Source organism: Streptomyces sp. NPDC056161 (assembly GCF_042268025.1).
In the GTDB taxonomy this organism is placed as follows: Bacteria; Actinomycetota; Actinomycetes; order Streptomycetales; family Streptomycetaceae; genus Streptomyces.
In genome coordinates, this window is sequence record NZ_JBHJUV010000007.1 from 17,247 (window position 1) to 42,042 (window position 24,796).

At 70.7% G+C, this 24,796-nt stretch carries 22 protein-coding genes; 4 read left to right on the forward strand and 18 right to left on the reverse strand.

What is annotated here, in order from left to right; genetic code table 11:
- Positions 1-138 precede the first annotated feature (138 nt).
- Together hisS and ACFC09_RS08595 are read right to left on the reverse strand one after the other, a co-directional pair.
- Positions 139-1,401, reverse strand: coding sequence for a histidine--tRNA ligase (hisS, locus tag ACFC09_RS08590; RefSeq protein ID WP_376525076.1), 1,263 nt, complete (start codon positions 1,399-1,401; stop codon positions 139-141).
- Between the two features lie 12 nt (positions 1,402-1,413).
- Complete coding sequence (locus ACFC09_RS08595; protein WP_376525078.1) at positions 1,414-2,124, reverse strand: MBL fold metallo-hydrolase; 711 nt, start codon at positions 2,122-2,124, stop codon at positions 1,414-1,416.
- Between the two features lie 169 nt (positions 2,125-2,293).
- Here ACFC09_RS08595 and ACFC09_RS08600 point away from each other — a divergent pair, with 169 nt between their 5' ends.
- Positions 2,294-3,115, forward strand: coding sequence for a peptidylprolyl isomerase (locus ACFC09_RS08600; RefSeq protein ID WP_376525080.1), 822 nt, complete (start codon positions 2,294-2,296; stop codon positions 3,113-3,115).
- A gap of 144 nt (positions 3,116-3,259) precedes the next feature.
- A complete protein-coding gene (locus tag ACFC09_RS08605) occupies positions 3,260-4,489 on the forward strand; it encodes a DUF349 domain-containing protein (RefSeq protein WP_376525082.1) in 1,230 nt (409 codons plus the stop codon).
- 171 nt (positions 4,490-4,660) lie between these two features.
- On the opposite strand, the gene ACFC09_RS08610 is transcribed toward ACFC09_RS08605, so the two are convergent.
- The 15 genes from ACFC09_RS08610 to pgsA all read right to left on the reverse strand — a co-directional run bounded on the left by ACFC09_RS08610 (position 4,661) and on the right by pgsA (position 20,386).
- Positions 4,661-7,192 (reverse strand): RelA/SpoT family protein, encoded by a 2,532-nt coding sequence (locus ACFC09_RS08610; RefSeq protein ID WP_376525084.1) that lies wholly within the window; start codon positions 7,190-7,192, stop codon positions 4,661-4,663.
- A 195-nt stretch (positions 7,193-7,387) separates the two neighbouring features.
- Positions 7,388-7,927, reverse strand: a complete 540-nt coding sequence (locus ACFC09_RS08615) for an adenine phosphoribosyltransferase (RefSeq protein ID WP_376525086.1) — start codon at positions 7,925-7,927, stop codon at positions 7,388-7,390.
- Positions 7,924-9,030 (reverse strand): protein translocase subunit SecF, encoded by a 1,107-nt coding sequence (secF, locus tag ACFC09_RS08620; protein WP_376525088.1) that lies wholly within the window; start codon positions 9,028-9,030, stop codon positions 7,924-7,926. The genes ACFC09_RS08615 and secF overlap by 4 nt, the downstream gene beginning before the upstream one ends.
- Positions 9,031-9,033: 3 nt before the next feature.
- Complete coding sequence (gene secD, locus ACFC09_RS08625; protein ID WP_376525089.1) at positions 9,034-10,812, reverse strand: protein translocase subunit SecD; 1,779 nt, start codon at positions 10,810-10,812, stop codon at positions 9,034-9,036.
- A 130-nt stretch (positions 10,813-10,942) separates the two neighbouring features.
- Entirely contained in the window at positions 10,943-11,509 is a 567-nt protein-coding gene (gene yajC, locus ACFC09_RS08630; protein WP_376525091.1) for a preprotein translocase subunit YajC, read from the reverse strand.
- Between the two features lie 166 nt (positions 11,510-11,675).
- Complete coding sequence (gene ruvB / locus ACFC09_RS08635) at positions 11,676-12,770, reverse strand: Holliday junction branch migration DNA helicase RuvB (protein ID WP_376525093.1); 1,095 nt, start codon at positions 12,768-12,770, stop codon at positions 11,676-11,678.
- 30 nt (positions 12,771-12,800) lie between these two features.
- Complete coding sequence (ruvA, locus tag ACFC09_RS08640) at positions 12,801-13,406, reverse strand: Holliday junction branch migration protein RuvA (RefSeq protein WP_376525095.1); 606 nt, start codon at positions 13,404-13,406, stop codon at positions 12,801-12,803.
- The gene (gene ruvC / locus ACFC09_RS08645) at positions 13,403-13,954 is read right to left on the reverse strand and encodes a crossover junction endodeoxyribonuclease RuvC (protein ID WP_376525096.1); all 552 of its coding nucleotides are present in this window, start codon (positions 13,952-13,954) and stop codon (positions 13,403-13,405) included. The genes ruvA and ruvC overlap by 4 nt, the downstream gene beginning before the upstream one ends.
- 156 nt (positions 13,955-14,110) lie before the next feature.
- Positions 14,111-14,863, reverse strand: a complete 753-nt coding sequence (locus ACFC09_RS08650) for a YebC/PmpR family DNA-binding transcriptional regulator (protein WP_376525098.1) — start codon at positions 14,861-14,863, stop codon at positions 14,111-14,113.
- A 49-nt stretch (positions 14,864-14,912) separates the two neighbouring features.
- On the reverse strand, positions 14,913-15,518 hold the full coding sequence (pdxT, locus tag ACFC09_RS08655) for a pyridoxal 5'-phosphate synthase glutaminase subunit PdxT (protein WP_376525100.1): 606 nt from the start codon (positions 15,516-15,518) through the stop codon (positions 14,913-14,915).
- A 4-nt stretch (positions 15,519-15,522) separates the two neighbouring features.
- Positions 15,523-16,371 carry a pyridoxal 5'-phosphate synthase lyase subunit PdxS gene (gene pdxS, locus ACFC09_RS08660; protein ID WP_376525365.1) on the reverse strand — a complete coding sequence of 283 codons (849 nt, stop codon included), beginning with the start codon at positions 16,369-16,371 and terminating at the stop codon, positions 15,523-15,525.
- Between the two features lie 421 nt (positions 16,372-16,792).
- Positions 16,793-17,335: a hypothetical protein gene (locus tag ACFC09_RS08665; RefSeq protein ID WP_376525102.1), complete on the reverse strand. Its 543-nt coding sequence runs from the start codon at positions 17,333-17,335 to the stop codon at positions 16,793-16,795.
- Positions 17,336-17,580: 245 nt separating this feature from the next.
- Positions 17,581-18,750, reverse strand: coding sequence for a glycosyltransferase family 4 protein (locus ACFC09_RS08670; RefSeq protein WP_376525103.1), 1,170 nt, complete (start codon positions 18,748-18,750; stop codon positions 17,581-17,583).
- The gene (locus tag ACFC09_RS08675; protein ID WP_376525105.1) at positions 18,747-19,655 is read right to left on the reverse strand and encodes a phosphatidylinositol mannoside acyltransferase; all 909 of its coding nucleotides are present in this window, start codon (positions 19,653-19,655) and stop codon (positions 18,747-18,749) included. The genes ACFC09_RS08670 and ACFC09_RS08675 overlap by 4 nt, the downstream gene beginning before the upstream one ends.
- The gene (gene pgsA, locus ACFC09_RS08680; RefSeq protein ID WP_376525367.1) at positions 19,652-20,386 is read right to left on the reverse strand and encodes a phosphatidylinositol phosphate synthase; all 735 of its coding nucleotides are present in this window, start codon (positions 20,384-20,386) and stop codon (positions 19,652-19,654) included. The genes ACFC09_RS08675 and pgsA overlap by 4 nt, the downstream gene beginning before the upstream one ends.
- Positions 20,387-20,616: 230 nt before the next feature.
- Between pgsA and ACFC09_RS08685 the strand changes: the two genes are divergently transcribed.
- Positions 20,617-22,815: an elongation factor G-like protein EF-G2 gene (locus ACFC09_RS08685; RefSeq protein ID WP_376525106.1), complete on the forward strand. Its 2,199-nt coding sequence runs from the start codon at positions 20,617-20,619 to the stop codon at positions 22,813-22,815.
- Positions 22,816-22,976: 161 nt separating this feature from the next.
- Positions 22,977-24,629, forward strand: coding sequence for a hypothetical protein (locus tag ACFC09_RS08690; protein WP_376525108.1), 1,653 nt, complete (start codon positions 22,977-22,979; stop codon positions 24,627-24,629).
- Here the strand turns inward: ACFC09_RS08690 and ACFC09_RS08695 are convergent.
- A complete protein-coding gene (locus ACFC09_RS08695) occupies positions 24,617-24,796 on the reverse strand; it encodes a hypothetical protein (protein ID WP_376525109.1) in 180 nt (59 codons plus the stop codon). The genes ACFC09_RS08690 and ACFC09_RS08695 overlap by 13 nt on opposite strands.

Here is a 24,796-nt window from a genome sequence, read left to right on the forward strand (position 1 = left end):
AACGCCCGACCCGTGTCAGGGGCAACGCCGGGAGGGGGTCAGGGGCCGGCCGTTCTTCGGCGGCCCGCGTCGCGGTGGGCCGGCCGGGCGGTTCCCCGTACCTGCGGGCGCCGCCGCAGCCGCGGCGGCGCCCCACCGCTAGCCGAGGCGCGACTCCAGTTCGGCCACGATCTCGTTCACGCCGATCGAGGTCTGCTCGCCGGAGTCCATGTCCTTGAGCTGGACGACGCCGTCGGCGAGGTCCCGCTCGCCGGCCACGATCGTGTAGCGGGCGCCGCTGCGGTTGGCGTTCTTCATGGCGCCCTTCAGGCCCCGGTCCCCGTAGGAGAAGTCCGCCGCGATGCCCACCTTGCGCAACTCGGTGACCTTGGCGAACAGCACACGCCTGGCGTCCGCCCCGAGCGGGACCGCGAACACACTGACCGGCGACGGCAGGTCGAGGTCGACGCCCTCCGCCTCCAGCGCCAGCACCGTACGGTCGACGCCGAGGGCCCAGCCGACCGACGGGAGCGCCGGGCCGCCGATCATCTCCGACAGGCCGTCGTAGCGTCCGCCGCCGCCGACCGCGGACTGCGAGCCGAGGCCGTCGTGCACGAACTCGAAGGTCGTCCGCGTGTAGTAGTCCAGGCCGCGCACCAGCTTCGGGTCGTCCTCGAAGGCCACGCCCGCCGCGGTGATCAGCTCACGGACCTCCTCGTGGTACGCCTTGCAGGCGTCGCACAGGTAGTCACGCAGCAGCGGCACGCCAGTCAACTGCTTCTGCACGGACTCGCGCTTGTCGTCGAGCACCCGCAGCGGGTTGATCTCGATACGGCGGCGGGTGTCCTCGTCCAGGTCGAGGCCGCGCAGGAACTCCTGGAGCGCCGCCCGGTAGACCGGCCGGCACTCCTTGTCGCCGAGGCTGTTCAGCAGGACCCGGAAGGTGCGCAGCCCCAGCGAGCGGTACGCCTGGTCCGCCAGGATGATCAGCTCGGCGTCCAGCGCCGGGTCCTCGGCGCCGATCGCCTCGGCGCCGACCTGGGAGAAGTGGCGGTAACGCCCCTTCTGCGGACGCTCGTAGCGGTAGTACGAGCCGGAGTACCAGAGCTTGACGGGAAGGTTGCCCGTCTTGTGCAGGTTGGCCTCCAAAGCCGCGCGCAGCACGGAGGCGGTGCCCTCGGGGCGCAGGGCCAGCTTGTCGCCGCCCTTGGTCTCGAAGGCGTACATCTCCTTCGTCACGATGTCGGTGGACTCGCCGACTCCGCGCGCGAAGAGTTCCACGTTCTCGAAGCCGGGCGTCTCGACGTAGCCGTAACCGGAATTGCGCAGGGGCGCGGCGATCGCCTCACGGACGGCCAGGTACTTGGCGCTCTCCGGGGGGATCAGGTCGTACGTGCCCTTGGGGGCGTTGAAGGTGCTCACGGAAGTCTCTCGTCACAATCCTCGTCGGGGAGCGCCCTCGTCCGCTCCCAGGCCGGCGGCCACCTGCCGCAGATAGGGGTTGGTGGCGCGTTCACGGCCGATGGTCGTGTGCTCCTGGTGGCCCGGGAGCACGACGGTGGAGTCGTCGAGCGGCAGGACCACACGGGCCAGCGATTCGAGCATGTCCGCCATGGAGCCACCGGGCATGTCGGTGCGTCCGATGGAGCCGGCGAACAGCAGGTCGCCCGAGAACAGGACCGGCGGGATCTCCGCCGACTCGGGCAGACCGAACGTCACCGACCCCTTGGTATGGCCCGGCGCGTGTGTCACGGTCAGCTCCAGACCGGCCAGTTCCAGCCTGGCCCCGTCCGTCAGTTCCCTGACGTCGCCCGGCTCCCCCACCGTCAGCTCGCCCATGAGCGGCATCCCGATGGCACGGCCAAGGGCCCTCTCCGGGTCGCTCATCATGTACCGGTCCTCGGGGTGGATCCAGGCGGGCACGTCGTGCGCGCCGCACACCGGGACGACCGAGGCGACATGGTCGATGTGGCCGTGCGTCAGGACGACGGCGACGGGCTTGAGCCGATGCTTTCCGAGCGCTTCCTCGACTCCTGCGGCGGCCTGATGGCCCGGGTCGATGATCACGCACTCCTCACCGGCGGCGGGGGCGACGAGATAACAGTTCGTCCCCCAGGCCCCGGCGGGGAACCCGGCAATGAGCACGATCGTCCTTCGTTGTGTTGATTACGGGGCGGCTTCAGCTGTGGTCAGAGCCTACCGGCGCTGCCGATTCCTCAGCCAACCCATATACGGTACGGGGCTACACGCGGCGGTCGGCTCACAGAACCCACGCGTACCGGTCTGCACACGACACGCATGAGGAGAGAACCCGGTGGTCAGCCAGGAGCAGCGGCGGCGTCAGCTCGCCCGGGAGAAGTTCTTGCGGCAGCAGCAGCGGCGTACGTCCGCACGGCGCAAATCACGCATGCGCAACTCCGTGATCGCGTCGGTACTCGGCGTGATCGTCATCGGCAGCGTCGCGCTGTACACGACCGGAGTGCTGAAGAACGACGACGACAAGTCGAACGCGAGTGCCGAGGTGACGCCCAGCGCCTCGGCCACCAGCAAGGCCCACGATCCGTGCGAGAAGCCCGCCAAGGGGTCGGTGGAGAAACTCAGCTGGAAGAAGGAGCCGGCCATGACGATCGACAAGTCGGCCGACTACACCATGAAGCTGGACACGACCTGCGGGGCGATCGACATCGCGCTGAAGACGGCGGCGGCTCCGCACACCGTGAACTCGTTCGACTTCCTCGCCGGCAAGGGCTACTTCGACCACACCAAGTGCCACCGGCTCACCACGAACGGGATCTACGTCTTGCAGTGCGGCGACCCGACGGGCACCGGCAGCGGCGGTCCCGGCTACACCATCCCGGACGAGAATCTGAAGGACAAGAGCCTGAAGAACAGCGTCTATCCGGCGGGCACGGTCGCGATGGCGAACACCGGCCAGGCGCACACCGGCGGCAGCCAGTTCTTCCTCGTGTACCAGGACAGTCAGTTGCCGCCCAGCTACACACCGTTCGGAACGATCGACGAGGCAGGCATGAAGGTGCTCAAGAAGATCGCCGACGCGGGCGAGAACACGGGGGCCGGTGACGGTGCCCCGAACGCGACGGTCGTGATCAACAAGGCGACGGTCACCAAGTCCTGACGACCATGACGGCCGGGCGTGGAATTTCGGTCGCGCGGGATGCGGACAGGCAACCCGCCGGTCGCCTATGTTGGCCGTGACGAAACTGTGGACGATGCCCGGGGGTGTACGAGCCCTGCGCAGGCATCATGTGGAGGAGGCGCTGTGAGCAGCGACCCGTGGGGCCGCGTCGACGAGACGGGGACCGTGTACGTGCGTACGGCCGACGGCGAGCAGGTCGTCGGTTCCTGGCAGGCCGGCTCCCCCGAGGAGGCGCTGGCCTACTTCGAGCGCAAGTACGAGGGCCTGGTCGTCGAAATCGGCCTCCTCGAAAAGCGAGTGCAGACCACCGACCTGTCGGCGAAGGACGCCCAGGCCGCGATCGGCCACCTCCGCGAGCAGGTGGACGCGCACCACGCGGTGGGTGACCTGGAAACGCTGCGCGGTCGGCTGGACAAGCTCGTGGCGACCGTCGAGGCCCGCCGCGAGGAGCGCAAGGTGCAGCGGGCCAAGCAGTCCGACGAGGCCCGCAAGGCCAAGGAGGACCTGGTGGTCGAGGCCGAGCAACTGGCGCAGTCCGACCAGTGGCGGGCCGCCGGCGAGCGGCTGCGGGCCCTGGTGGACACCTGGAAGGGTCTGCCGCGGCTCGACCGCAAGTCGGACGACGAGCTGTGGCACCGCTTCTCGCACGCCCGGTCGGCGTTCTCCAAGCGCCGCAAGGCGCACTTCGCGCAGCTGGACGCGCAGCGCGAGGACGCCCGCAAGGCCAAGGAGCGGCTGGTCGCCGAGGCCGAGGCGCTGTCCGACTCGACGGACTGGGGTCCGACGGCGGCCCGCTACCGCGAGCTGATGACGGAGTGGAAGTCCGCGGGCCGCGCCCAGCGCGAGCACGAGGACGACCTGTGGAACCGCTTCCGCGGTGCGCAGGACGTCTTCTTCGCCGCCCGCAGTTCGGTGTTCGCCGAGCGGGACGCCGAGCAGACGGAGAACCTGAAGCTCAAGGAGGAGCTGGCCGAGGAGGCCGAGAAGCTCCTGCCGGTCAGCGACCTCAAGGCCGCCCGTGCCGCCTTCCGTTCGATCAACGAGCGCTGGGAGGCCATCGGCCATGTGCCGCGCGACGCGCGTCCCAGGGTCGAGGGCCGGATGCACACGGTCGACCGGGCGATCCAGGACGCCGAGGAGTCCGAGTGGCGCCGGACCAACCCGGAGGCACGCGCGCGTGCCGAGGGGCTGACCGGTCAGCTCCAGGCCGCCGTGGACAAGCTGCGGGGCCAGATCGAGCAGGCTCGGGCCCAGGGCAACGCGTCCAGGGCCGAGAAGCTGGAACGGGAGCTGGAGGGCCGTCAGGCACTCCTGGACCAGGCGTTGAAGGGGTTGCAGGAGTTCGGCGGCTGATTGCCGGCCGGGCCACTCCACCCGTCTCCCCCGAGAGGGCCCCGTACGCGACGTACGGGGCCCTCTCGGTGTCGCGGACCTCCTGCTTGGCGTTCTTGTGCCACCCAGGCCGCCCAGGCGCCGTACGGGCCGCTGGGCGGCTTCCCGGGTCTCACCGGCTGCGGGAGCGTGTCAGCGGCTGCGGGCCGAGGTCACCCGGTACACGTCGTACACGCCCTCCACGCCCCGAACCGCCTTCAGGACGTGTCCCAGGTGCTTCGGGTCGCCCATCTCGAAGGTGAAGCGGGAGGTGGCGACGCGGTCGCGGGAGGTCTGGACGGCCGCCGAGAGGATGTTGACGTGCTGGTCGGACAGGACGCGGGTGACGTCGGACAGGAGCCGGGAGCGGTCCAGCGCCTCGACCTGGATGGCGACGAGGAAGACCGAGGACTGGGTGGGCGCCCACTCGACCTCCAGGATCCGCTCCGGCTCCCGGGACAGGGACTCCACGTTGACGCAGTCGCTGCGGTGCACCGAGACGCCGTTACCGCGCGTGACGAAGCCGATGATCGGGTCACCGGGCACCGGCGTACAGCAGCGGGCCAGCTTGACCCACACGTCCTCGACGCCCTTGACGACCACGCCCGGGTCGGCGCTGGAGCGGCGCCCCCGGCCCCGGCCGTGCGAGGGCGGCACGCTCTCGTCGATCTCCTCGGTGGCCGCTTCCTCGCCGCCGAGTGCCTGCACCAGTTTCTGCACGACGTTCTGCGCGGAGACGTGTGCCTCGCCGATCGCTGCGTACAGCGCGGAGATGTCCGGGTAGCGCATCTCGTGCGCGAGCGTGACGAGCGAGTCGCCGGTGAGGATCCGCTGGATCGGCAGGTTCTGCTTGCGCATCGCGCGGACGATGGCGTCCTTGCCCTGCTCGATCGCCTCGTCGCGGCGCTCCTTGGAGAACCAGGCCCGGATCTTGTTGCGGGCGCGCGGTGACTTGACGAAGCCGAGCCAGTCCCGGGAGGGTCCTGCGCCGGGTGCCTTGGAGGTGAAGACCTCCACCAGGTCGCCGTTGTCCAGGGTGGATTCGAGCGGTACGAGGCGGCCGTTGACCCGCGCTCCTATGGTGCGGTGGCCGACCTCGGTGTGGACCGCGTACGCGAAGTCGACCGGGGTGGCACCGGCGGGCAGCGCGATGACATCGCCCTTGGGGGTGAAGACGAAGACCTCGTTGCGGGACAGGTCGAAGCGCAGCGACTCCAGGAACTCCCCGGGGTCCTCGGTCTCCTTCTGCCAGTCCAGCAACTGCCGCAGCCACGCCATGTCGTTGATGGCGGCGGCTTCCTTGCCGGCCTTGCCGGTCGGCTTGGGCACGTCGGTACGGACCTTGGAGGCACCGGCGACGGCCTCCTGCTTGTACTTCCAGTGCGCGGCGATGCCGTACTCGGCACGGCGGTGCATGTCGAAGGTGCGGATCTGGAGTTCGACGGGTTTGCCGTTGGGACCGATCACCGTCGTGTGCAGCGACTGGTACATGTTGAACTTGGGCATCGCGATGTAGTCCTTGAAGCGCCCCGGAACCGGGTTCCAGCGCGCGTGCACGGTGCCCAGCGCCGCATAGCAGTCGCGGACGGTGTCCACCAGGACGCGGATGCCCACCAGGTCGTAGATCTCCGCGAAGTCCCGGCCGCGGACGATCATCTTCTGGTAGACGCTGTAGTAGTGCTTCGGCCGGCCGGTGACGGTCGCCTTGATGCGCGCGGCCCGCAGGTCGGCCTGGACCTCGTCGGTCACTATGGCCAGGTACTCGTCACGTTTCGGTGCCCTCTCGGCCACCAGCCGGACGATCTCGTCGTACATCTTCGGGTAGAGGATCGCGAAGGCGAGGTCCTCCAGCTCCCACTTGATGGTGTTCATGCCCAGCCGGTGGGCGAGCGGCGCGTAGATCTCCAGGGTCTCGCGCGCCTTCTTCTCCTGCTTCTCCCGCTTGAGGTAGCGCATCGTGCGCATGTTGTGCAGGCGGTCGGCGAGCTTGATGACCAGGACGCGCGGGTCCTTGGCCATGGCGACGACCATCTTGCGCACGGTCTCCGCCTGCGCGGCCTCGCCGAACTTGACCTTGTCCAGCTTGGTGACGCCGTCGACGAGCAGCGCGACGACGTCGCCGAAGTCGCGGCGCAGGTCGTCGAGGCCGTACTCGGTGTCCTCGACGGTGTCGTGCAGCAGCCCGGCCATCAGGGTGGCCGGGTCCATGCCCAGCTCGGCGAGGATGGTGGTGACGGCGAGCGGGTGGGTGATGTACGGGTCGCCGCTCTTGCGCTTCTGGCCGCGGTGCCAGCGCTCGGCGACCTGGTAGGCGCGCTCGATCTGGCGCAGGGTGGCGTTCTCGATCTTGGGGTCGTTGCTGCGCACTATCCGCAGCAGCGGCTCCAGGACCGGGTTGTACGGGTTCGCGCGCTGCACGCCGAGGCGGGCGAGCCGGGCCCGGACGCGGTTGGAGGAGCCGGTGCGCGCGGGCTGGCCGCTGTTGGGGCGGGTCACCGGGCGCTCGGCGGGTGCCGGTTTGGGGCGCGAGGTCTCGGCCGACTTCTCGGCGGGCGCGGACTGGGCGTGCTCGACCGACCCACGGGTGTCGTTCTTCGTCTGCGACACGTTCGGCGCGGGCTTGGCCGCGGGCGCCGAGGCGGGCTCGGGCTTGGCGGCGGTCAGTGGCTGGGCCTCGTCTGGCAAGAGGGCTCCTCGTGCGCGATCCGGGTGCCCCGGTCAGGCTCCGGAGGATCCATCGTAGCGATCCTGGGCTCCGGCATCGCCTCCAGGACGGTGTGAGAGCCTTGCATCCGAGAAACGTGAGGGGCGGGCCCCGGATTCCTCCGGGGCCCGCCCCTTCGATGCGGCAAGCCACCGTGACGTGCCGTAGGAACCGGATCAGACCACGATCAGCGCTTCCAGCGGGGCACCCATCAGCGCGGGTTCGAGCCGGGCGCGACCCCGCAGGAACCCCAGCTCCATCAGGACCGCGACGCCCGCGACCTCCGCGCCCGCGCGGTGGACGAGACGGACCGACGCCTCCGCGGTGCCGCCGGTGGCGAGCACGTCGTCGACGATCAGGATCCGGTCGTCCTTGCCGAGGTCCTCGGCATGCACCTCGATCTCGGCGGAGCCGTACTCCAGCTCGTACACCTGGCTGAGGGTCGCTCCGGGGAGCTTGCCCGCCTTGCGGACCGGGATGAAGCCGAGGCCGGCCCGGAGGGCGACCGGGGCGCCCAGGATGAAGCCCCGGGCCTCCAGGCCGACGACCTTGGTGGCGCCGGTGCGCCCGGCGATCTCGGCGAGGGCGTCGGTGAGCGCGGTGAACGCGGCCGGGTCCGCCAGAAGCGGGGTGATGTCCTTGAACATCACGCCCGGCTCCGGGTAGTCCGCGATGTCCCGGATGCGGCTGAGCAGCAGCTCCTTGATATCCGTCATCGGCGCTTCCCGGACGGTCGGTTACGGCCCCGGGCGCGGGAGGCGGGCTGGTTGCGCGGACCGACGGCGGCCGGGGCGGCGTCCTTCGGTTCCTCGGAGCCGCCGAGCCGGGCCTCGGCCATCTCCTCCTCGGCTGCGGCCTGGGACCGCTTGGCGAGGACGCGCTTCTTCAGGGCCTTCATCTGCGGCTCGGCCTCCTTGAGGTCGGCGACGAGCGGCGTGGCGATGAAGATCGACGAGTAGGCACCGGCGGCGAGACCGACGAACAGCGACAGCGAGATGTCGTTGAGCGTGCCCGCGCCGAGGACACCGCCGCCGATGAACAGCAGGCCCGCGACCGGCAGCAGCGCGACGACCGTGGTGTTGATCGAACGGACCAGGGTGCCGTTGATCGACTGGTTGGCGATGTCGCTGTAGGTGAAGCGGGTCTGTTTGGTGATGTCCTTCGTCTGCTCCTTGAGGCTGTCGAAGACGACGACCGTGTCATAGAGCGAGTAACCGAGGATCGTCAGCAGACCGATGATCGTACCGGGTGTGACCTCGAAGCCGACCAGGGCGTAGATGCCGGTGGTGATGGTGATGTCGTGGATCAGCGCGACCAGGGCCGCGACCGCCATCCGCCACTCGAAGGCGATCGCCAGGTAGATCACCACCAGGACCATGAAGATCGCCAGACCCTCCCAGGCCTTGTTGGCGATCTGGTCACCCCAGCTGGGGCCGACCAGGTCGGCGGCGATGGACTCGGGGTCCATCTTCATGTCCTTGGCCAGCTCGGCCTTGGTGGCGTCGGACTTCTCGGTGTCCATGCCCGCGATCTGGATGCGCAGGCCACCCGCGCCGAGCTTCTGGACGACCGCGTCGTGCCCGGTGGCCGCCTTCGCGTAGTCCTCCGCCTGGGACACCGAGACGCTGGTCTTCGGGGTGGTGAAGACGGCACCGCCCTGGAAGTCGATGCCCATGTTCAGGCCGCGCACCGCCAGACCGACGATGGCCGTGATGGTGATCAGGATGGAGACGCCGTACCAGATCTTGCGCTTGCCGACGAAGTCGTAGCTGATCTCGCCGCGGTGGAGTCGGGCGCCGAGGTTGCCGAGTTTCGACATCGCTCACGCTTCCTTCGGGTCGACAGGGCCGGCGGCAGGTCCGGCGGGACGGCGGGTGCGGCGCAGCGGCGGTTGGGCGCCCAGACTCTTCGGGTCGAGTCCGGACCACTTGTGGCCCTGTGCGAAGAACTTCCTGCGGGCGAGGATCGTCATCAGCGGCTTGGTGAAGAAGTAGACGACGACCACGTCGAGCACGGTGGTCAGGCCGAGCGTGAACGCGAAGCCCTGGACCTTGCCGACGGTCACGATGAACAGCACGGCGGCGGCGAGGAACGACACGAAGTCGGAGACCAGGATGGTGCGTCGGGCACGCGGCCAGGCCCGCTCGACGGCCGGGCGCAGCGTGCGGCCCTCACGGATCTCGTCCCGGATGCGTTCGAAGAACACGATGAACGAGTCCGCTGTGATACCGATCGCGACGATCGCACCACAGACGGCCGGCAGGTTCAGCGCGAAACCGATGGCCGGGCCGAGCAGCGACATGATCACGTAGGTCAGGATCGCGGAGACCAGCAGCGAGGCCATCGCGACCAGCGACAGGCCCCGGTAGTAGACGACCAGGTAGATCACGACCAGGGCGAGACCGATGGCGCCGGCCAGCAGACCGGCGTGCAGCTGCTCGCCACCGAGGGCGGCGGTCACGGTGGTCATGCTCGCCACCTTGAAGGACAGCGGGAGCGCGCCGTACGACAGCATGTTGGCGAGGCTCTGGGCCTCCTCCTGGGTGAAGCTGCCCGAGATCTGCGCCTGGCCGCCGGTGATGGACTGGCTGACGTACGGGCTGGAGACGACCTCGCCGTCGAGGACGATGCCGAACTCGTTCTGCGGGGTCTGGTTCTGGGCGAGCTTGCCGGTGACGTCGGCGAACTTCTTGGAGCCGCTGGAGGTGAAGTCCATCTGGACCTGCCAGCCGGCCGCGGTCTGCGTGTCGAAGACCGCCTGCGCCTTCTTGACCTCGGTGCCGTCGACGGCGGCCGGGCCGAGCAGGTACTTGTACCAGACCTTGTTGATCTCGCCGCAGGCCACGGTCGTGTCGCCGGGCTTCGCCGTCTTGCCGGCGGTGGCCCGGTCCGCTGCCTTGGAGCAGTCCAGCTTGGCGTACTCGGCCTCCTCCTTGCTGGAGGCGGCGTCGGTACCGCTGTTCGCGGCGGAACCGGCGGAGTCCGTGGCGCTCGGGCTCGGGGAGTCCGAGGCGCCCGCCGACGAGGACGGTGTGGCGTCGGCCTTCAGGGCGTCGGTCACGGCCCGGCCCTGGGAGGTCGCGGAGGCCGTGGGCGACGAGGAGGAGGATGCCTTCTCGCCGGTCGACGCGCTGCTCGACGGCGACGGCGAGGTGCTGCCGCTGGGCGACGTGCTCGGCGACGCGCTCGGCGTGGCGGAGCTGGGCTCGCTCTGCAGGACCGGGCGGAAGTACAGCTTTGCGGTGGTGCCGACCTGCTGGCGGGCCTCTTCGGAGTTGGTGCCCTTGGGGATGTTGACGATGATGTTGCTCGTCCCCTGGGTCTGCACCTCCGCCTCGGAGACACCCAGGCCGTTGACACGGCGGTTCATGATCTCGACCGCGGTGTCCATGTTGGCCTTGTTGATCGCGGACCCCTGGTCGGCCTTCGCCTGGAGCGTGATGCTCGTACCACCGGCGAGGTCGATGCCGAGACGCGGGGTGGTGTGCCCGGAGGCGAACATTCCACCGGTGAGCGCCACGATGGCGATCAGGATGAGGACCAGCGAGCGCCCCGGCTTGCTCTGGGCGCTCGCGCTCCGGCCCTTCTTAGGTGCTGCCACCTTCTTGTACTCCCTCTCGGGCCGTCCCGCGCCGGGTCAGCGCGGCTGCGGCCATGACGTGGTTCGGGACCCCTGCGAGAAGCACACGCCGAGGGGTGCCCGAGCCGGAACCGCGCACCCCTGGACGTTACTACTTCGCGTCGGAGCCGCCGTCTGTCTTCTTCGACTCGTCGTCCGCCTTCGGGGCGTCGTCCGCCGCCGCACTGTCGGCGGGCTCCTCAGCAGCGGCCTCCTTGCCGGAGCCGACGGTCTTGTCGGCGGCGGGGGCGGCGTCGGCGGGCTCCTCGGCGGCGTCCTTCTTGCCGAGGTCGATGGCCTTGTCGGCGGCCGGGGCGGCATCGGCGGGCTCGTCGGTCTCGGTGAGGGAGGAGGCATCGTCCGGGACGATGTCGAGGTCCGACTTCAGGTCGTGCTCGATGCCGTGCACGATGCGGTTGTACTCGTCGTCGGTCAGGACGGCACCGATGGCGTTCTTCGCGAAGAGGAGGTCGACGCCCGGGCCCGCGTCAAGGAGGACGGTCTCCTCGTTGACCTCCTTGACCGTCGCGTAGATGCCCCCGATCGTGCGGACACCGGAACCGGGCTGCATCTGGTTCCGCATGTCACTGGCCTGCTGCTGCTTCTTCTTGGCCGAGCGTGTCATCAGGAACATGGCCGCGATGAGCACGATGAACGGGAGAAGGGTCAAGGTATTCACGGGTCGGGATTTCCTTCGCACGACCGCGACGGGCTGCGGCCTGGTGGCTGGGGGTGTGGACGGTGCCGCTTGTTGGGCGGCATCGGCGGAGTCTAAGCGAGTCCGCGCGCATGGAACAACGCTCAGCATGGCACCTGGGTTCCTGTCCCGGCCACCGTGCCCGCGGTCACGTCCCGAACAAGTCCTGTTGTCCGTTTCCCGCAGCCGCCGCGTGGGGCGGGGTGAGGCCGAGGTGCGCCCAGGCCGCGGGCGTCGCGATCCGTCCGCGCGGTGTACGGGCCAGCAGGCCCTCCCGGACGAGGAAGGGCTCGGCGACCTCCTCGACCGTCTCGCGCTCCTCCCCCACCGCGACAGCGAGGGTCGACAGACCGACCGGACCGCCGCCGAACAGCTTGAGCAGTGCCTGGAGGACGGCGCGGTCGAGCCGGTCGAGGCCGCGCTCGTCCACCTCGTACACGGCGAGGGCCGCACCGGCGATCTCGCGCGTGATGAGCCCGTCCGCCTTGACCTGCGCATAGTCCCGAACGCGGCGCAGCAGGCGGTTGGCGATCCGGGGGGTGCCGCGGGAGCGGCCGGCGATCTCGGCGGCGCCCTCGGGCTCGATCCCGACGTCGAGCAGATGGGCCGAACGGTGCACGACGCGCTCCAGTTCGGCGGGCTCGTAGAACTCCATGTGGGCGGTGAAGCCGAAGCGGTCGCGCAGCGGGGGCGGCAGCAGGCCCGCCCGGGTGGTGGCGCCGACCAGGGTGAACGGGGGCAGTTCGAGCGGGATGGCGGTGGCACCGGGGCCCTTGCCGACGATGACGTCGACCCGGAAGTCCTCCATGGCCATGTAGAGCATCTCCTCGGCGGGCCGGGACATCCGGTGGATCTCGTCGAGGAAGAGGACCTCGCCCTCCTGGAGCGAGGAGAGGATCGCCGCGAGGTCGCCCGCGTGCTGGATGGCGGGACCGCTGGTGATGCGGATCGGGGCGCCCATCTCGGCCGCGATGATCATCGAAAGGGTGGTCTTGCCCAGGCCGGGGGCGCCGGAGAGCAGCACGTGGTCGGCGGTGGCGCCTCGCGCGCGTGCGGCCCGCAGGACCAGGTCGAGTTGTTCGCGGACCTTCTCCTGGCCGATGAACTCGCCGAGGTCCTTGGGGCGCAGGGCGGCCTCGACGGCCTGGTCCTCACCGTCGGCGGCGGAGCCCACCAGCCGGTCCACGGAGGGGGCGACGGGCCGCTCGGGTGCGGCGCCGCCGGTCGTGTCGTCCCAGTTCACTGAGGTCTCCTAGCTGGGTGGCCCAGGTGGTCAGCGGGCACGGTTGAGGGTCTGGAGGGCGGCCTTCAGCAGCTGTCCGACCTGCGGGGCGCCGCCGGCCGCCTCGGCCTGCGGGGTCACCGCGGCGACCGCCTCGTCGGCCTCGCGGGTCGCGTACCCGAGGCCGATCAGGGCGGCGTGCAGTTGGTCGCGCCAGCCCTGGGTGACCGGCGCGCCGACGGCGGGGGCGCCGATCGGCTCGCCGAGCCGGTCCTTCAGCTCCAGCAGCAGTTTCTGGGCGCCCTTCTTGCCGATGCCGGGGACGGCGACGAGCGCCTTCTCGTCCCCCGTGGAGACCGCGCGGCGCAGCGCGTCGGGGGCGTGCACGGCCAGCATGGCCTGGGCGAGGCGCGGGCCGACGCCGCTCGCGGTCTGCAGCAGCTCGAAGACCTGGCGTTCGTCGTCGTCCACGAAGCCGTACAGGGTCAGTGAGTCCTCGCGGACCACCAGGGAGGTGGCGAGCTTCGCGGGCCGGCCCACACGGAGCGTGGAGAGCGTGTTCGGCGTGCACTGGACGGCCATGCCGACACCGCCCACCTCGACCACCGCGGTGTCGGGAGCGAGTGCGGCGACCGTGCCGCTCACGAAGGCGATCATGGCGTACGGCCTCTCGGTGCTACGGGCGGTTTTCTGGCTGCGTGCAGGGCCACGGCCTGCTGGAGGCGGTTCTGCGCGGGGGCGCGCCAGATGTGGCAGATGGCCAGGGCCAGGGCGTCGGCGGCGTCCGCGGGTTTCGGCGGCGCGTCCAGCCGCAACAGCCGGGTGACCATGGCACCGACCTGGGCCTTGTCGGCGCGGCCTGTGCCGGTGACGGCCGCCTTGACCTCGCTGGGTGTGTGCAGGGCGACCGGGATGCCCCGGCGGGCCGCACAGAGCATGGCGACGGCGCTGGCCTGGGCGGTGCCCATCACCGTGCGCACGTTGTGCTGGCTGAAGACGCGCTCCACGGCCACGTACTCGGGGCGGTGTTCGTCGAGCCAGGTCTCGATGCCCTGTTCCACGGCGACCAGCCGGTGGGCCGGCTCGGCGTCCGCGGGGGTACGGACGACACCCACGCCGAGCATCGTGAGCGGGCGCCCGGCGACGCCCTCGACCACCCCGACGCCGCAGCGGGTCAGCCCCGGGTCCACCCCCAGCACACGCACGCGCCCCATCCCTTCGCTCTCCCCCGGCTGGGCCGGGCGGTTCCCCCAGTTCGTGCAGGCTATCGGGTGCCACCGACAACGCCGGGCAAAGGGACGGGCCGACGGGTGTGTCCCGTCGGCCCGTACGCCCGTGCAGCCCCGCGGATGGTCGCGGCGTTACGCGTCGACCTTCTCCATGACCTCGTCGCTGACGTCGAAGTTGGCGAAGACGTTCTGCACGTCGTCGCTGTCCTCCAGCGCGTCGATCAGCTTGAAGATCTTCTTGGCGCCCTCCTCGTCCAGCTCGACCTGCATGGTCGGGACGAAGTTGGCCTCGGCGGAGTCGTAGTCGATCCCGGCGTCCTGGAGGGCGCTGCGGACCCCGACCAGGTCGGTGGCCTCGCTGAGCACCTCGAAGGACTCACCGAGGTCGTTGACCTCCTCGGCACCCGCGTCCAGGACGGCACCGAGGACGTCGTCCTCGGTCAGCTCGCCCTTGGGGACGAGCACGACGCCCTTGCGGTTGAAGAGGTACGACACCGAGCCCGGGTCGGCCATGGAGCCGCCGTTGCGGGTCATGGCGACACGGACGTCGGAGGCGGCGCGGTTGCGGTTGTCGGTGAGGCACTCGATGAGCACCGCGACACCGTTGGGGCCGTAGCCCTCGTACATGATCGTCTCGTAGTCGGCGCCGCCGGCCTCCAGGCCCGCGCCGCGCTTGACGGCGGAGTCGATGTTCTTGTTCGGGACCGACTGCTTCTTCGCCTTCTGGATGGCGTCGTAGAGCGTCGGATTGCCCTCCGGGTCGGCGCCGCCCATCCGCGCCGCTACCTCGATGTTCTTGATGAGCTTCGCGAAGAGCTTGCCGCGCTTGGCGTCGATCACGGCCTTCTTGTGCTTCGTCGTGGCCCATTTAGAGTGGCCGGACATCTGCCTGTCTCCTTCGCGTAACCCGTCTCTGCAGCGAACGCCAGAGATCCTACAAGGACTCCGCCGTGCGGTTCGCGCGCACCATGTCGACGAACAGGGCGTGGACCCGGTGGTCGCCGGTCAGTTCCGGGTGGAACGAGGTGGCGAGCGCGTTGCCCTGGCGGACCGCGACGATGTGGCCGTCGTGCTCGGCGAGCACCTCGGCCGCCGCTCCGACCGACTCGACCCAGGGGGCGCGGATGAAGACGCCCTCTACAGGATCGCCCGCGATCCCGGTGACGTCGACCGCCGCCTCGAAGGACTCGTTCTGCCGGCCGAAGGCGTTGCGGCGCACGATCATGTCGATCCCGCCGACGGTCTCCTGGCCGGAGCGCGGGTCGAGGATCTTGTCGGCCAGCATGATCATGCCCGCGCAGGTCCCGTACACGGGCAGGCCGTCCCGTACGCGCGCGCGGAGCGGGTCCATGAGGCCGAAGAGGACGGCCAGTTTGGAGATGGTGGTGGACTCGCCGCCGGGGATGACGAGTCCGGCCACCTCGGCGAGTTCGTCGGGGCGCCGCACCGGCCTGGCCACGGCGTCGGCCGCGGCCAGGGCGACGAGGTGCTCCCGTACGTCGCCCTGGAGGGCCAGGACGCCGATCACAGGGGTGCTCATGGGGTTACCAGCCGCGGTTGGCGTAGCGCTCGGTCTCGGGGAGGACGTCGACGTTGATGCCGACCATGGCCTCGCCGAGGTTGCGGGACGCGTCCGCGATGATCTTCGGGTCGTCGTAGAAGGTGGTGGCCTTCACGATGGCGGCGGCGCGCTTGGCCGGGTCGCCCGACTTGAAGATGCCGGAGCCGACGAAGACGCCCTCGGCACCGAGCTGGCGCATCAGGGCGGCGTCGGCGGGGGTGGCGACACCGCCGGCGGAGAACAGCACGACCGGGAGCTTGCCGAGTTCGGCGACCTCCTTGACCAGCTCGTACGGGGCGCGCAGCTCCTTGGCCGCGGCGTACAGCTCGTGGCTGTCGAAGCCGCGCAGCCGGGCGATCTCGTTCTTGATCTGGCGCAGGTGGCGTACGGCCTCGACGACGTTGCCGGTGCCGGCCTCGCCCTTGGAGCGGATCATCGCGGCGCCCTCGGCGATGCGGCGCAGGGCCTCGCCCAGATTGGTGGCGCCGCACACGAACGGGGTGGTGAAGGCCCACTTGTCGGAGTGGTTGACCTCGTCGGCCGGGGTGAGGACCTCGGACTCGTCGATGTAGTCCACGCCGAGGGACTGCAGGACCTGGGCCTCGACGAAGTGGCCGATGCGGGACTTGGCCATGACCGGGATCGACACGGCCGCGATGATGCCCTCGATCATGTCCGGGTCGGACATGCGGGCCACGCCGCCGTCCTTGCGGATGTCGGCCGGGACCCGCTCCAGGGCCATGACGGCGACGGCGCCCGCGTCCTCGGCGATCTTCGCCTGCTCCGGTGTGACGACGTCCATGATCACGCCGCCCTTGAGCTGCTCGGCCATGCCGCGCTTCACGCGCGCGGTGCCGGTCTCGGGGGCCTGGTTCTCCGGAAGCGTGCTGGACACGGGGTGACCTCACTCGGTGGAAGAGGGATTCTGCTGCACCGAGAAAACGTGATTGGGCCATTCCACAGCAAGGGCCAATGGTGAGTCGGTGGATCCTTTTGAGCGGGGACCGGGGTGGGGCGGGGGTGCCTGGGCCTTCGGGTACGGGCCCAGGGGCGTGGACCGTCAGGGCGGGCAGCGGGACCGTCAGGCCGAGGAGCAGGGGCCGCCCGGCCGGACGGCGGGGGCATCGGGGCACAGGGGCGCGGAGGTGACAGGGGGCGTGCGGAGGCGGTCTCCGTCGTGCGGAGTGCGCGGAGTGCGGGGAGTGCGGGGAGTGCGGGGAGTGCGGAGTGCGGGGAGTGCGGGGAGTGCGGTCTCAGGCGGCCCGGTCCACGAGGGCGGTGGGTGGCTCGTCGTCCATCTCGAAGGCCAGGGGGAAGGGCGCGTGGCCGGCCAGCCGGAACCAACGGACCTTCCGGTGCTCGCGCAGCCTGCGTGCCGCGCCGACCGCGTCGTTGTGGAAGCGGCGGGCCATCGGCACCCTGCGTACCGCCTCGGTCAGCTCGCGGGCCGCCGCCTCTCCGCCGGGTGCCCGGCGGACCTCCTCGACCTGCTGGACCTCCGCGAAGACGGCGCGCAGTGCCTGGCTCAGCTCGCTCTCGGCGACCTCACGCTGCTCCTCCTCGGACTGTCTGGCGGCATGCGCGGCTTCGTACAGCACCATCGAGGCGGCCGGGTCCAGCACGCCCGAGGTCGCCAGTTCCTGGGCGACGGAGGCCCTGCGCAGCAGCTGGGCGTCGAGGGCGGCGCGGGCCGCGTCGATCCGGGAGTGCAGGCGGTCGAGCCGGCCGGCCGTCCAGCTGAGGTACAGGGCGACGGCGACCAGGACGACGAGGATCCAGATGAGGGTTGCGCTCACGGCGGGAAAGGCTACCGGTGTGCTCCGCCGGGGTGGGTCGCATCGGCTGCCTCAGCCAGGATCACCGGAGGCACCGGGGTTCAGGTGGGCGCCGCGGGGGCCGCCGCCCCCGGGACGCCCGCTATGGCCTGGACGGCCTCGTCCTCAAGCGCCGGACAGGCTGTTCGGGCTGCCGGCCACCAGACCCGCGCCGCCGTCGGCCCCGAACACCGGACGGGCCCTTCCGGCCACCGCCCGACTCGGTCTCAGTCCCGGTCCCGGGCGAGGCCGAAGCGGGCGCGCAGGCCCGTGGTGCGTTCGTCCGTCGCGACCGCCGCCGTGCCCGTCGTCACCGTCTCGTAGACCGACAGGATGTCCGCGCCGACCGTGGACCAGTCGAACCGCCGTACATGGGCGCTGCCGCGTTCGCGCAGTTCGGTGCGGCGGGACGGGTCGGCGAGCAGGCGGATCGCCGCGTCGGCGAGGGCGTCGGCGTTCTCGTTGGCGAACAGTTCCCCGGCCGCGCCCTGGTCGAGGACCTGGGCGAACGCGTCGAGGTCGGAGGCGAGGACCGGGGCACCCGCCGACATCGCCTCGACCAGGACGATGCCGAAGCTCTCGCCGCCGGTGTTGGGCGCCACGTACACATCGATGCTGCGCAGGAGCCGCGCCTTGTCCGCGTCGCTGACCATGCCGAGGAACTCGACCCGGCTGCGCAGGTCGGCGGGAAGGGTCTCGACGGCCTCCTCCTCGTCGCCGCGGCCGGCCACCAGCAGCCGGGTCCCCGGACGGGCGGCGAGGATCTTCGGCAGGGCCTTCATCAGCACCGGCAGGCCCTTGCGGGGCTCGTCGATGCGGCCGATGAAGCCGATGGTGTCCCCCTGCCACTCGGGCTTCGGTTCGGCGCGCGCGAAGAAGTCGACGTCGACGCCGTTGGGGATCACCACCGCGTCCCCGCCCAGGTGCTCGACCAGCGTGCGCCGGGCGTACTCGCTCACCGCGATGCGCGCGCTGATCTTCTCCAGCGCGGCCTGGAGGATCGAGTACGCGGCGATCATCGCGCGCGAGCGGGGGTTGGAGGTGTGGAAGGTCGCCACGATCGGGCCCTGCGCCGCCCAGCAGGTCAGCAGGCCGAGCGACGGCGACGTCGGCTCGTGGATGTGGACCACGTCGAACGCGCCGTCGTGCAGCCAGCGCCGCACCCGTGCGGCGGAGAGGAAACCGAAGTTCAGGCGGGCCACCGAGCCGTTGTAGGGCACGGGCACCGCACGGCCGGCCGAGACGACGTACGGCGGCAGCGGGGTGTCGTCGTCGGCGGGCGCGAGGACGGAGACCTGGTGGCCGAGGCGGATGAAGTACTCGGCGAGGTCCCGGACGTGGAACTGGACGCCGCCCGGCACGTCCCAGGAGTACGGGCAGACGATGCCGATCCTCACGAGGTTCCCTTCGGCGGGTCCAGATCAGCGAGCCACAGCCGCTGGAGCATGTGCCAGTCCTCCGGATGGTCGGCGATCCCTGAGGCGTAGGCATCGGCCAGCGCCTGTGTCATCACAGACGTCTTTTCGGTCCGCGTACCTGTCTCGGGTACCTCGATCGGGGGATGGACCCGGCCGCGCATCACCGGGGAGTCGTCGTACCAGAGCGTGACGGGCAGCAGCAGCGCGCCCGTCTGCTGGGCGAGGAGGGCCGGGCCCGCGGGCATCCGGGCCGGCTCGCCGAAGAACGTGACCGGGACACCGCCGGCGGACAGGTCGCGGTCCGCGACCAGGCAGACCAGGCCGCCGTCGCGCAGCCGGCGGGCCAGGGTGCCGAACGCGGAGCCGCCGCTGTGCGGCAGCACCTCCATGCCCAGCCCCTGGCGATAGGCGACGAAGCGGTCGTACAAAGTCTCCGGCTTCAGGCGCTCGGCGACCGTGGTGAAGGGGGTGCGCAGCGCGGTGGTGACCCAGGCGCCCGCGAGGTCCCAGTTGGCCAGGTGCGGCAGGGCCAGGACGACGCCCCGGCCGGAGGCCAGGCCATCGGTGAGGTGGTGTATGTCCTTGGGGTCGAAACCGGTGCTGATCCGCTCGGGGCTCCAGGCGGGCAGCCGGAAGGACTCCATCCAGTAGCGCAGGTACGACCGCATGCCCGCGCGCGAGAGTTCGGCCAGCCGCTCCGGGGTGGCGTCCGGCACCACGCGCGCGTAGTTGCTCTCCAGGCGCCTGACGCCCTTGCCCCGCCGTTTCCAGGCGAGGTCGGCGACGGTACGGCCGAGCCGCACGGCGGCAGGCTCGGGAAGCGTCCTGACGGCGCTCCAGCCGACTCCGTACAAGGCATCGGTCAGGCGCTCCTTGGCGCTCACTTCGCCGCCTCGCTCCCCTGGGACGCGTTCGGATGGCCCGCCTCCGCCTCCGCCTGGGCGGACTCCCGGCGGACCGTGACGACGCGCTGGACGAGGGTGATCAGGCTGCCGACGGCGACGATCCACAGGGCGATCGGGAGCAGCCACTGGATGCCCGGCACACCGAACTTGTGGAAGCCGGCCAGTCCCGCCGCGACCAGCGAGATCACCAGTCGTTCGGCGCGCTCCACGAGGCCGTTGACGGCCACCGGCAGCCCGATCGACTCGCCGCGGGCCTTGGTGTACGACACCACCTGGCCGCTGGCCAGGCAGAAGATGGACACGGCACACAGGACATTGTTGTCCCCGTCGCCCGCGTACCACAGGGCGAAGCCGCCGAAGACGGCGCTGTCGGCCACCCGGTCCAGAGTGGAGTCCAGGAAGGCGCCCCAGCGGCTGGAGCGGCCGAGCTGGCGGGCCATGTTGCCGTCGACCAGGTCGGAGAAGACGAACAGCGTGATCACGACCGTGCCCCAGAAGAACTCGCCCCGGGGGTAGAAGACCAGCGCACCCGCGACCACACCGGCCGTGCCGATGAGCGTCACCGTGTCCGGGCTGACTCCCCTGCGGATGAGATACGCGGCGAACGGTGTGAGGACACGCGTGAAGAATGCACGCGCGTACTTGTTCAGCATGGCCTTCCCGACGGTCGGTGTCGCCGCGCGGCCCCTGCTGGCCACCGGCTGGCCCATCGTAGCCACGCGCGCGCGTACGCGACGGCGGGGCACCCGGACCGCCCCCGGAGACCGGCGGAAGGGTACGGCAACCCACTCCGGGCGGCGGGATCGCGTCGCTTGTATGGACGCGCCGTGACGGGAGTGGAAAGCTCGAATGACCGCGGGCGTCGCCTACGCCGCCACCACACGCGGCCTGCGCGCGTCCCGCGCCCACAGTGACCTCACCGTGCACGGGAGGCTAGGCCATGGGCGACAAGACGAACACACACCCTGGGGCCGCCGGCAGGGCTACGGCGGCCGACCACCCCGCGTCCGTACGGAATGTGGTGCTGGTCGGCCACTCCGGATCGGGCAAGACCACCTTGGTGGAGGCTCTCGCGCTGGCCGCGGGAGCGGTGAACCGGGCGGGCCGCGTGGAGGACGGCGGCACCGTCTCCGACTACGACGAGATCGAGCACCGGCAGCAGCGGTCCGTACAGCTCTCGCTGGTGCCCGTCGACTGGGACGGCTTCAAGATCAACCTTCTGGACACCCCCGGGTACGCCGACTTCGTCGGGGAGCTGCGGGCCGGTCTGCGCGCCGCGGACGCGGCCCTTTTCGTGGTCTCGGCCTCGGACGGGGTGGACGGCTCGACCCGGGCGGTGTGGGAGGAGTGCGCGGCCGTCGGCATGCCGCGGGCCATCGTCATCACCCATTTGGAGGCAGCCCGCGCGGATTTCGAGGAGATGACCCGGGTGTGCGCCGCGGCGTTCGGCGCGCACGACCCGGACGCCGTGCTCCCGCTCCACCTGCCGCTGCACGGCCCGCGGACCGCCGACGGGCACGCGCCCGTGACCGGGCTGATCGGCCTGCTGACGCAGCAGTTGTCCGACTACTCGGCCGGGCGGCGCGAGGAGTCCGAGCCGGGTCCCGACCTGCTCCCGCGGATCGAGGACGCCCGCAACCGCCTCATCGAGGGGATCATCTCCGAGAGCGAGGACGAGACGCTGATGGACCGCTATCTCGGCGGTGAGCCGATCGACGTCAAGACGCTGATCGAGGATCTGGAGCGGGCCGTGGCGCGCGGCGCGTTCTTCCCGGTGCTGGCCGCCGCGCCCGCCGCCGAGAACGCCCGCCAGGGGCTCGGCACGGTCGAGCTGCTGGAGCTGATCACCCGCGGCTTCCCGACCCCGGCGGAGCACACGGCGCCGGACGTCACCACGATCGACGGCAGGATGCGCGAGCTGCGGCCGTGCGATCCGGGCGGACCGCTGGTCGCCGAGGTCGTGAAGACCTCCTCGGACCCGTATGTCGGCCGGGTCTCGCTGGTCCGGGTCTTCTCCGGCACCCTGCGGTGCGACGAGACGGTGCACGTCTCCGGGCACGGGCTGGCCGACCGCGGCCACGAGGACCACGACGTCGACGAGCGGGTCGGCGCCCTGTCCACCCCGTTCGGCAAGCAGCAGCGGCCGGTGACGCACGCGGTCGCCGGCGATCTGGCGTGCGTGGCGAAGCTGGGCCGGGCGGAGACCGGGGACACCCTCTCCGCGAAGGACGACCCGCTGCTGATGGCGCCGTGGGAGATGCCCGACCCGCTGCTGCCGCTGGCCATCCAGGCGCACAGCAAGGCGGACGAGGACAAGCTCTCGCAGGGCCTCGGCAGACTGGTCGCGGAGGACCCGACGATGCGCCTGGAACAGAACCAGGACACCCACCAGGTGGTGCTGTGGTGCCTGGGCGAGGCGCACGCGGACGTCGCCCTGGAGCGGCTGCGCAGCCGGTACGGCGTCCAGGTCGACGTGGTGCCGCACCGGGTGTCCCTGCGGGAGACGTTCGCGCACCGGGCGTCGGGGCGCGGGCGGCACGTCAAGCAGTCCGGCGGGCACGGGCAGTACGCCATCTGCGAGATCGAGGTCGAGCCGCTGCCGGGCGGTTCGGGCATCGAGTTCGTGGACAAGGTGGTCGGCGGAGCCGTGCCGAGGCAGTTCATCCCGTCGGTGGAGAAGGGCGTACGGGCCCAGGCCGCCAAGGGTGTCGCCGCCGGTTATCCGCTCGTCGACGTGCGGATCACGCTGCTGGACGGCAAGGCGCACTCGGTGGACTCCTCCGACGCCGCTTTCCAGACGGCGGGCGCGCTCGCGCTGCGGGAGGCCGCGGCGGACGCGACGATCCATCTGCTGGAGCCGGTGGCCGAGGTGAGCGTCCTGGTGGGCGACGACTACGTGGGCGCCGTGATGAGCGACCTGTCGGGCCGGCGCGGGCGGGTGCTGGGCACCGAACAGGTGGGCCAGGGACGGACCCTCGTGCGGGCCGAGGTGCCCGAGTTCGAGATCGGCCGGTACGCCGTCGACCTGCGGTCCCTCTCGCACGGCACCGCGCGCTTCAGCCGTGCCTACGCCCGGCACGAGCCGATGCCGGCGCAGATCGCGGTAAGGATCCGCGAACAGGCGAAGGAGGCTTCGTAGTTGGATCTCTGACCACCGGCACGGGCGTTCGGCGGGCGGCTTCGGCCGTCCGCCGACGGTTGTCGGCGGCGGCGGATACGCTGATGACCTGATCAACAGGTGTGCGGTGGGCGGAAGTCGGGAAAGCCGCAGAAGCGGGACGGCGGGAAGTGGGGGCGGGAATGAGCTTTGAGGACTTCTTCGGGCCACAGGTGCCCAGGCCCGGCAGCGATGCGCAGGCTCCGACCTTCGCCCTGGCCTCGGCGGCCTACCGGGACACCCCGATGGAGGAGATCAAGAAGGCCGACAACGAGTGGCACCAGTCGTCGGTCAACGAGGGCCGCAAGTGGGCGAAGATCTTCCGGCCCAACTTCGGTGAGGCGTACTCGCAGGCGGTCATCGACCGGATGCTGGGCGTCGGCCGGAAGCCGCTCATCCAGTCCTTCGGCTTCGAGCCCCAGGTGGTGGTGGAGCACTGCCTCGCGGCCAACCGCGTCCGGCGGGAACGCGACAAGAAGCTGACCGCCCTCATGCTGCTGTGCGGCGTGCTGTTCCTGCCCGGCCTGGTGGTCTGGCTGCTCGTCTTCCAGCTCCGGGCCACCATGCTGAAGAACGGCAACAAGCGGGTCTCCGGGCTCGGCACCGGCCTGCTCGTGGTCGTCGGTGTCGCGGCGGTGATCCTGCTGATCCGGATGCCGTTCACCGGCCTGCTGGGGTGGTACGTGCGCGGCTGCATCGTGCTCCCCGTCGCCGGCTGGTACCTGGCCAAGCGGATCTGTGAGAACACCGCGAAGGACCTGCGGGAGAACTGGGGCGGTCTGCTCTCGGGCGGCAGCGTCGGCGCGAAGATCCCCGAGGCGGTGCCGACCAGCCCCGACCAGGCCGCGGCCGAGCAGCTGCGCCAGTCGCTGGCCCGGCTCAGCGCCGAGCAGCAGTCCAACTCGGTGTTCTACGCCGGTCCCAGGGGCATACTCGGCATGGGCACCCGCTGGGGCGCCTGGCACCTCGCCGAGGAACTGGTCCCGCTCGACCCGGTCAAGGGCATCCACGAGTTCCGCAGCTGGACGGTCGTCCGCGCGATCCACGACGAGCTGAGCGTGCTGCACCGGCAGCATCTGAAGACCGGCGGCTTCCCCGAACCGCAGGTGCGGCACTGGATCGTCACCCATGTCGGCGAGGGCGCCAAGTCGGTGTCCCGTCCCGAGGGGACCGACGTCGAGGCGTACCAGGTCAAGCCCAGGGCCGTCGAGGACATCTGCAACAACCAGCAGTTCAACAGCGGTGAGCGGCACTACCTGGGCGTGCAGTGGCCGAACCTGTGGAACGGCGATCTGGTCCTCACCATGATGATCACGGTGACGGTGCTGAAGGAGACCCTGCGCATCGAGGTCACCGGACACGCCCTCGGCCCGGTCAACGGCCTGTTCGGCGGCAAGCCCGAGGCCCCCACCAGGAAGGTCGCCAAGACCGTCCGGTTCTGGGAGACCCGGACCATCAAGCTGCCGCTGGTCACGCCCGACGAGGTGGTCCGGCTCGCCGCCCGGGCCGCCATCGGCTGGTACCCGCCGCTGCTGAAGTGGCTCGGCGGCTCGATCGGCCTGCCCGAGCCCTTCGGCCTGCGGCACGCCTGGGCCGACCAGCCCTGGAAGCACCGCTTCATGGCCGACGACGCGCTGCGCGCGGCCACGCCGATACTCCGCGCGGTGCACCGGGCCGCGCTCAGGGTGCTCAAGGAGCACGACGTCGACATCGAGAAGTTCAGCTCCCGCGCGTCGGCCCTCAGCGGATCCGTGCAGGACATCTCACCGAAGAAGGCGGACTCCTACGACGCCTGAGCGATCCGCCGGTCGGGCCGTGACCTGACGTCGTTCTCGCCCTGGTTCTCGCCCTGGTTCTCGCCCTGGTTCTCGCCCTGGTTCTCGCCCTGGTTCTCGCCGTGGTTCTCGGCCTCCCCCGGGTTCTCGGCTCCGCTGGGACCGGGGGCGCCACCGCGCCGCGACAT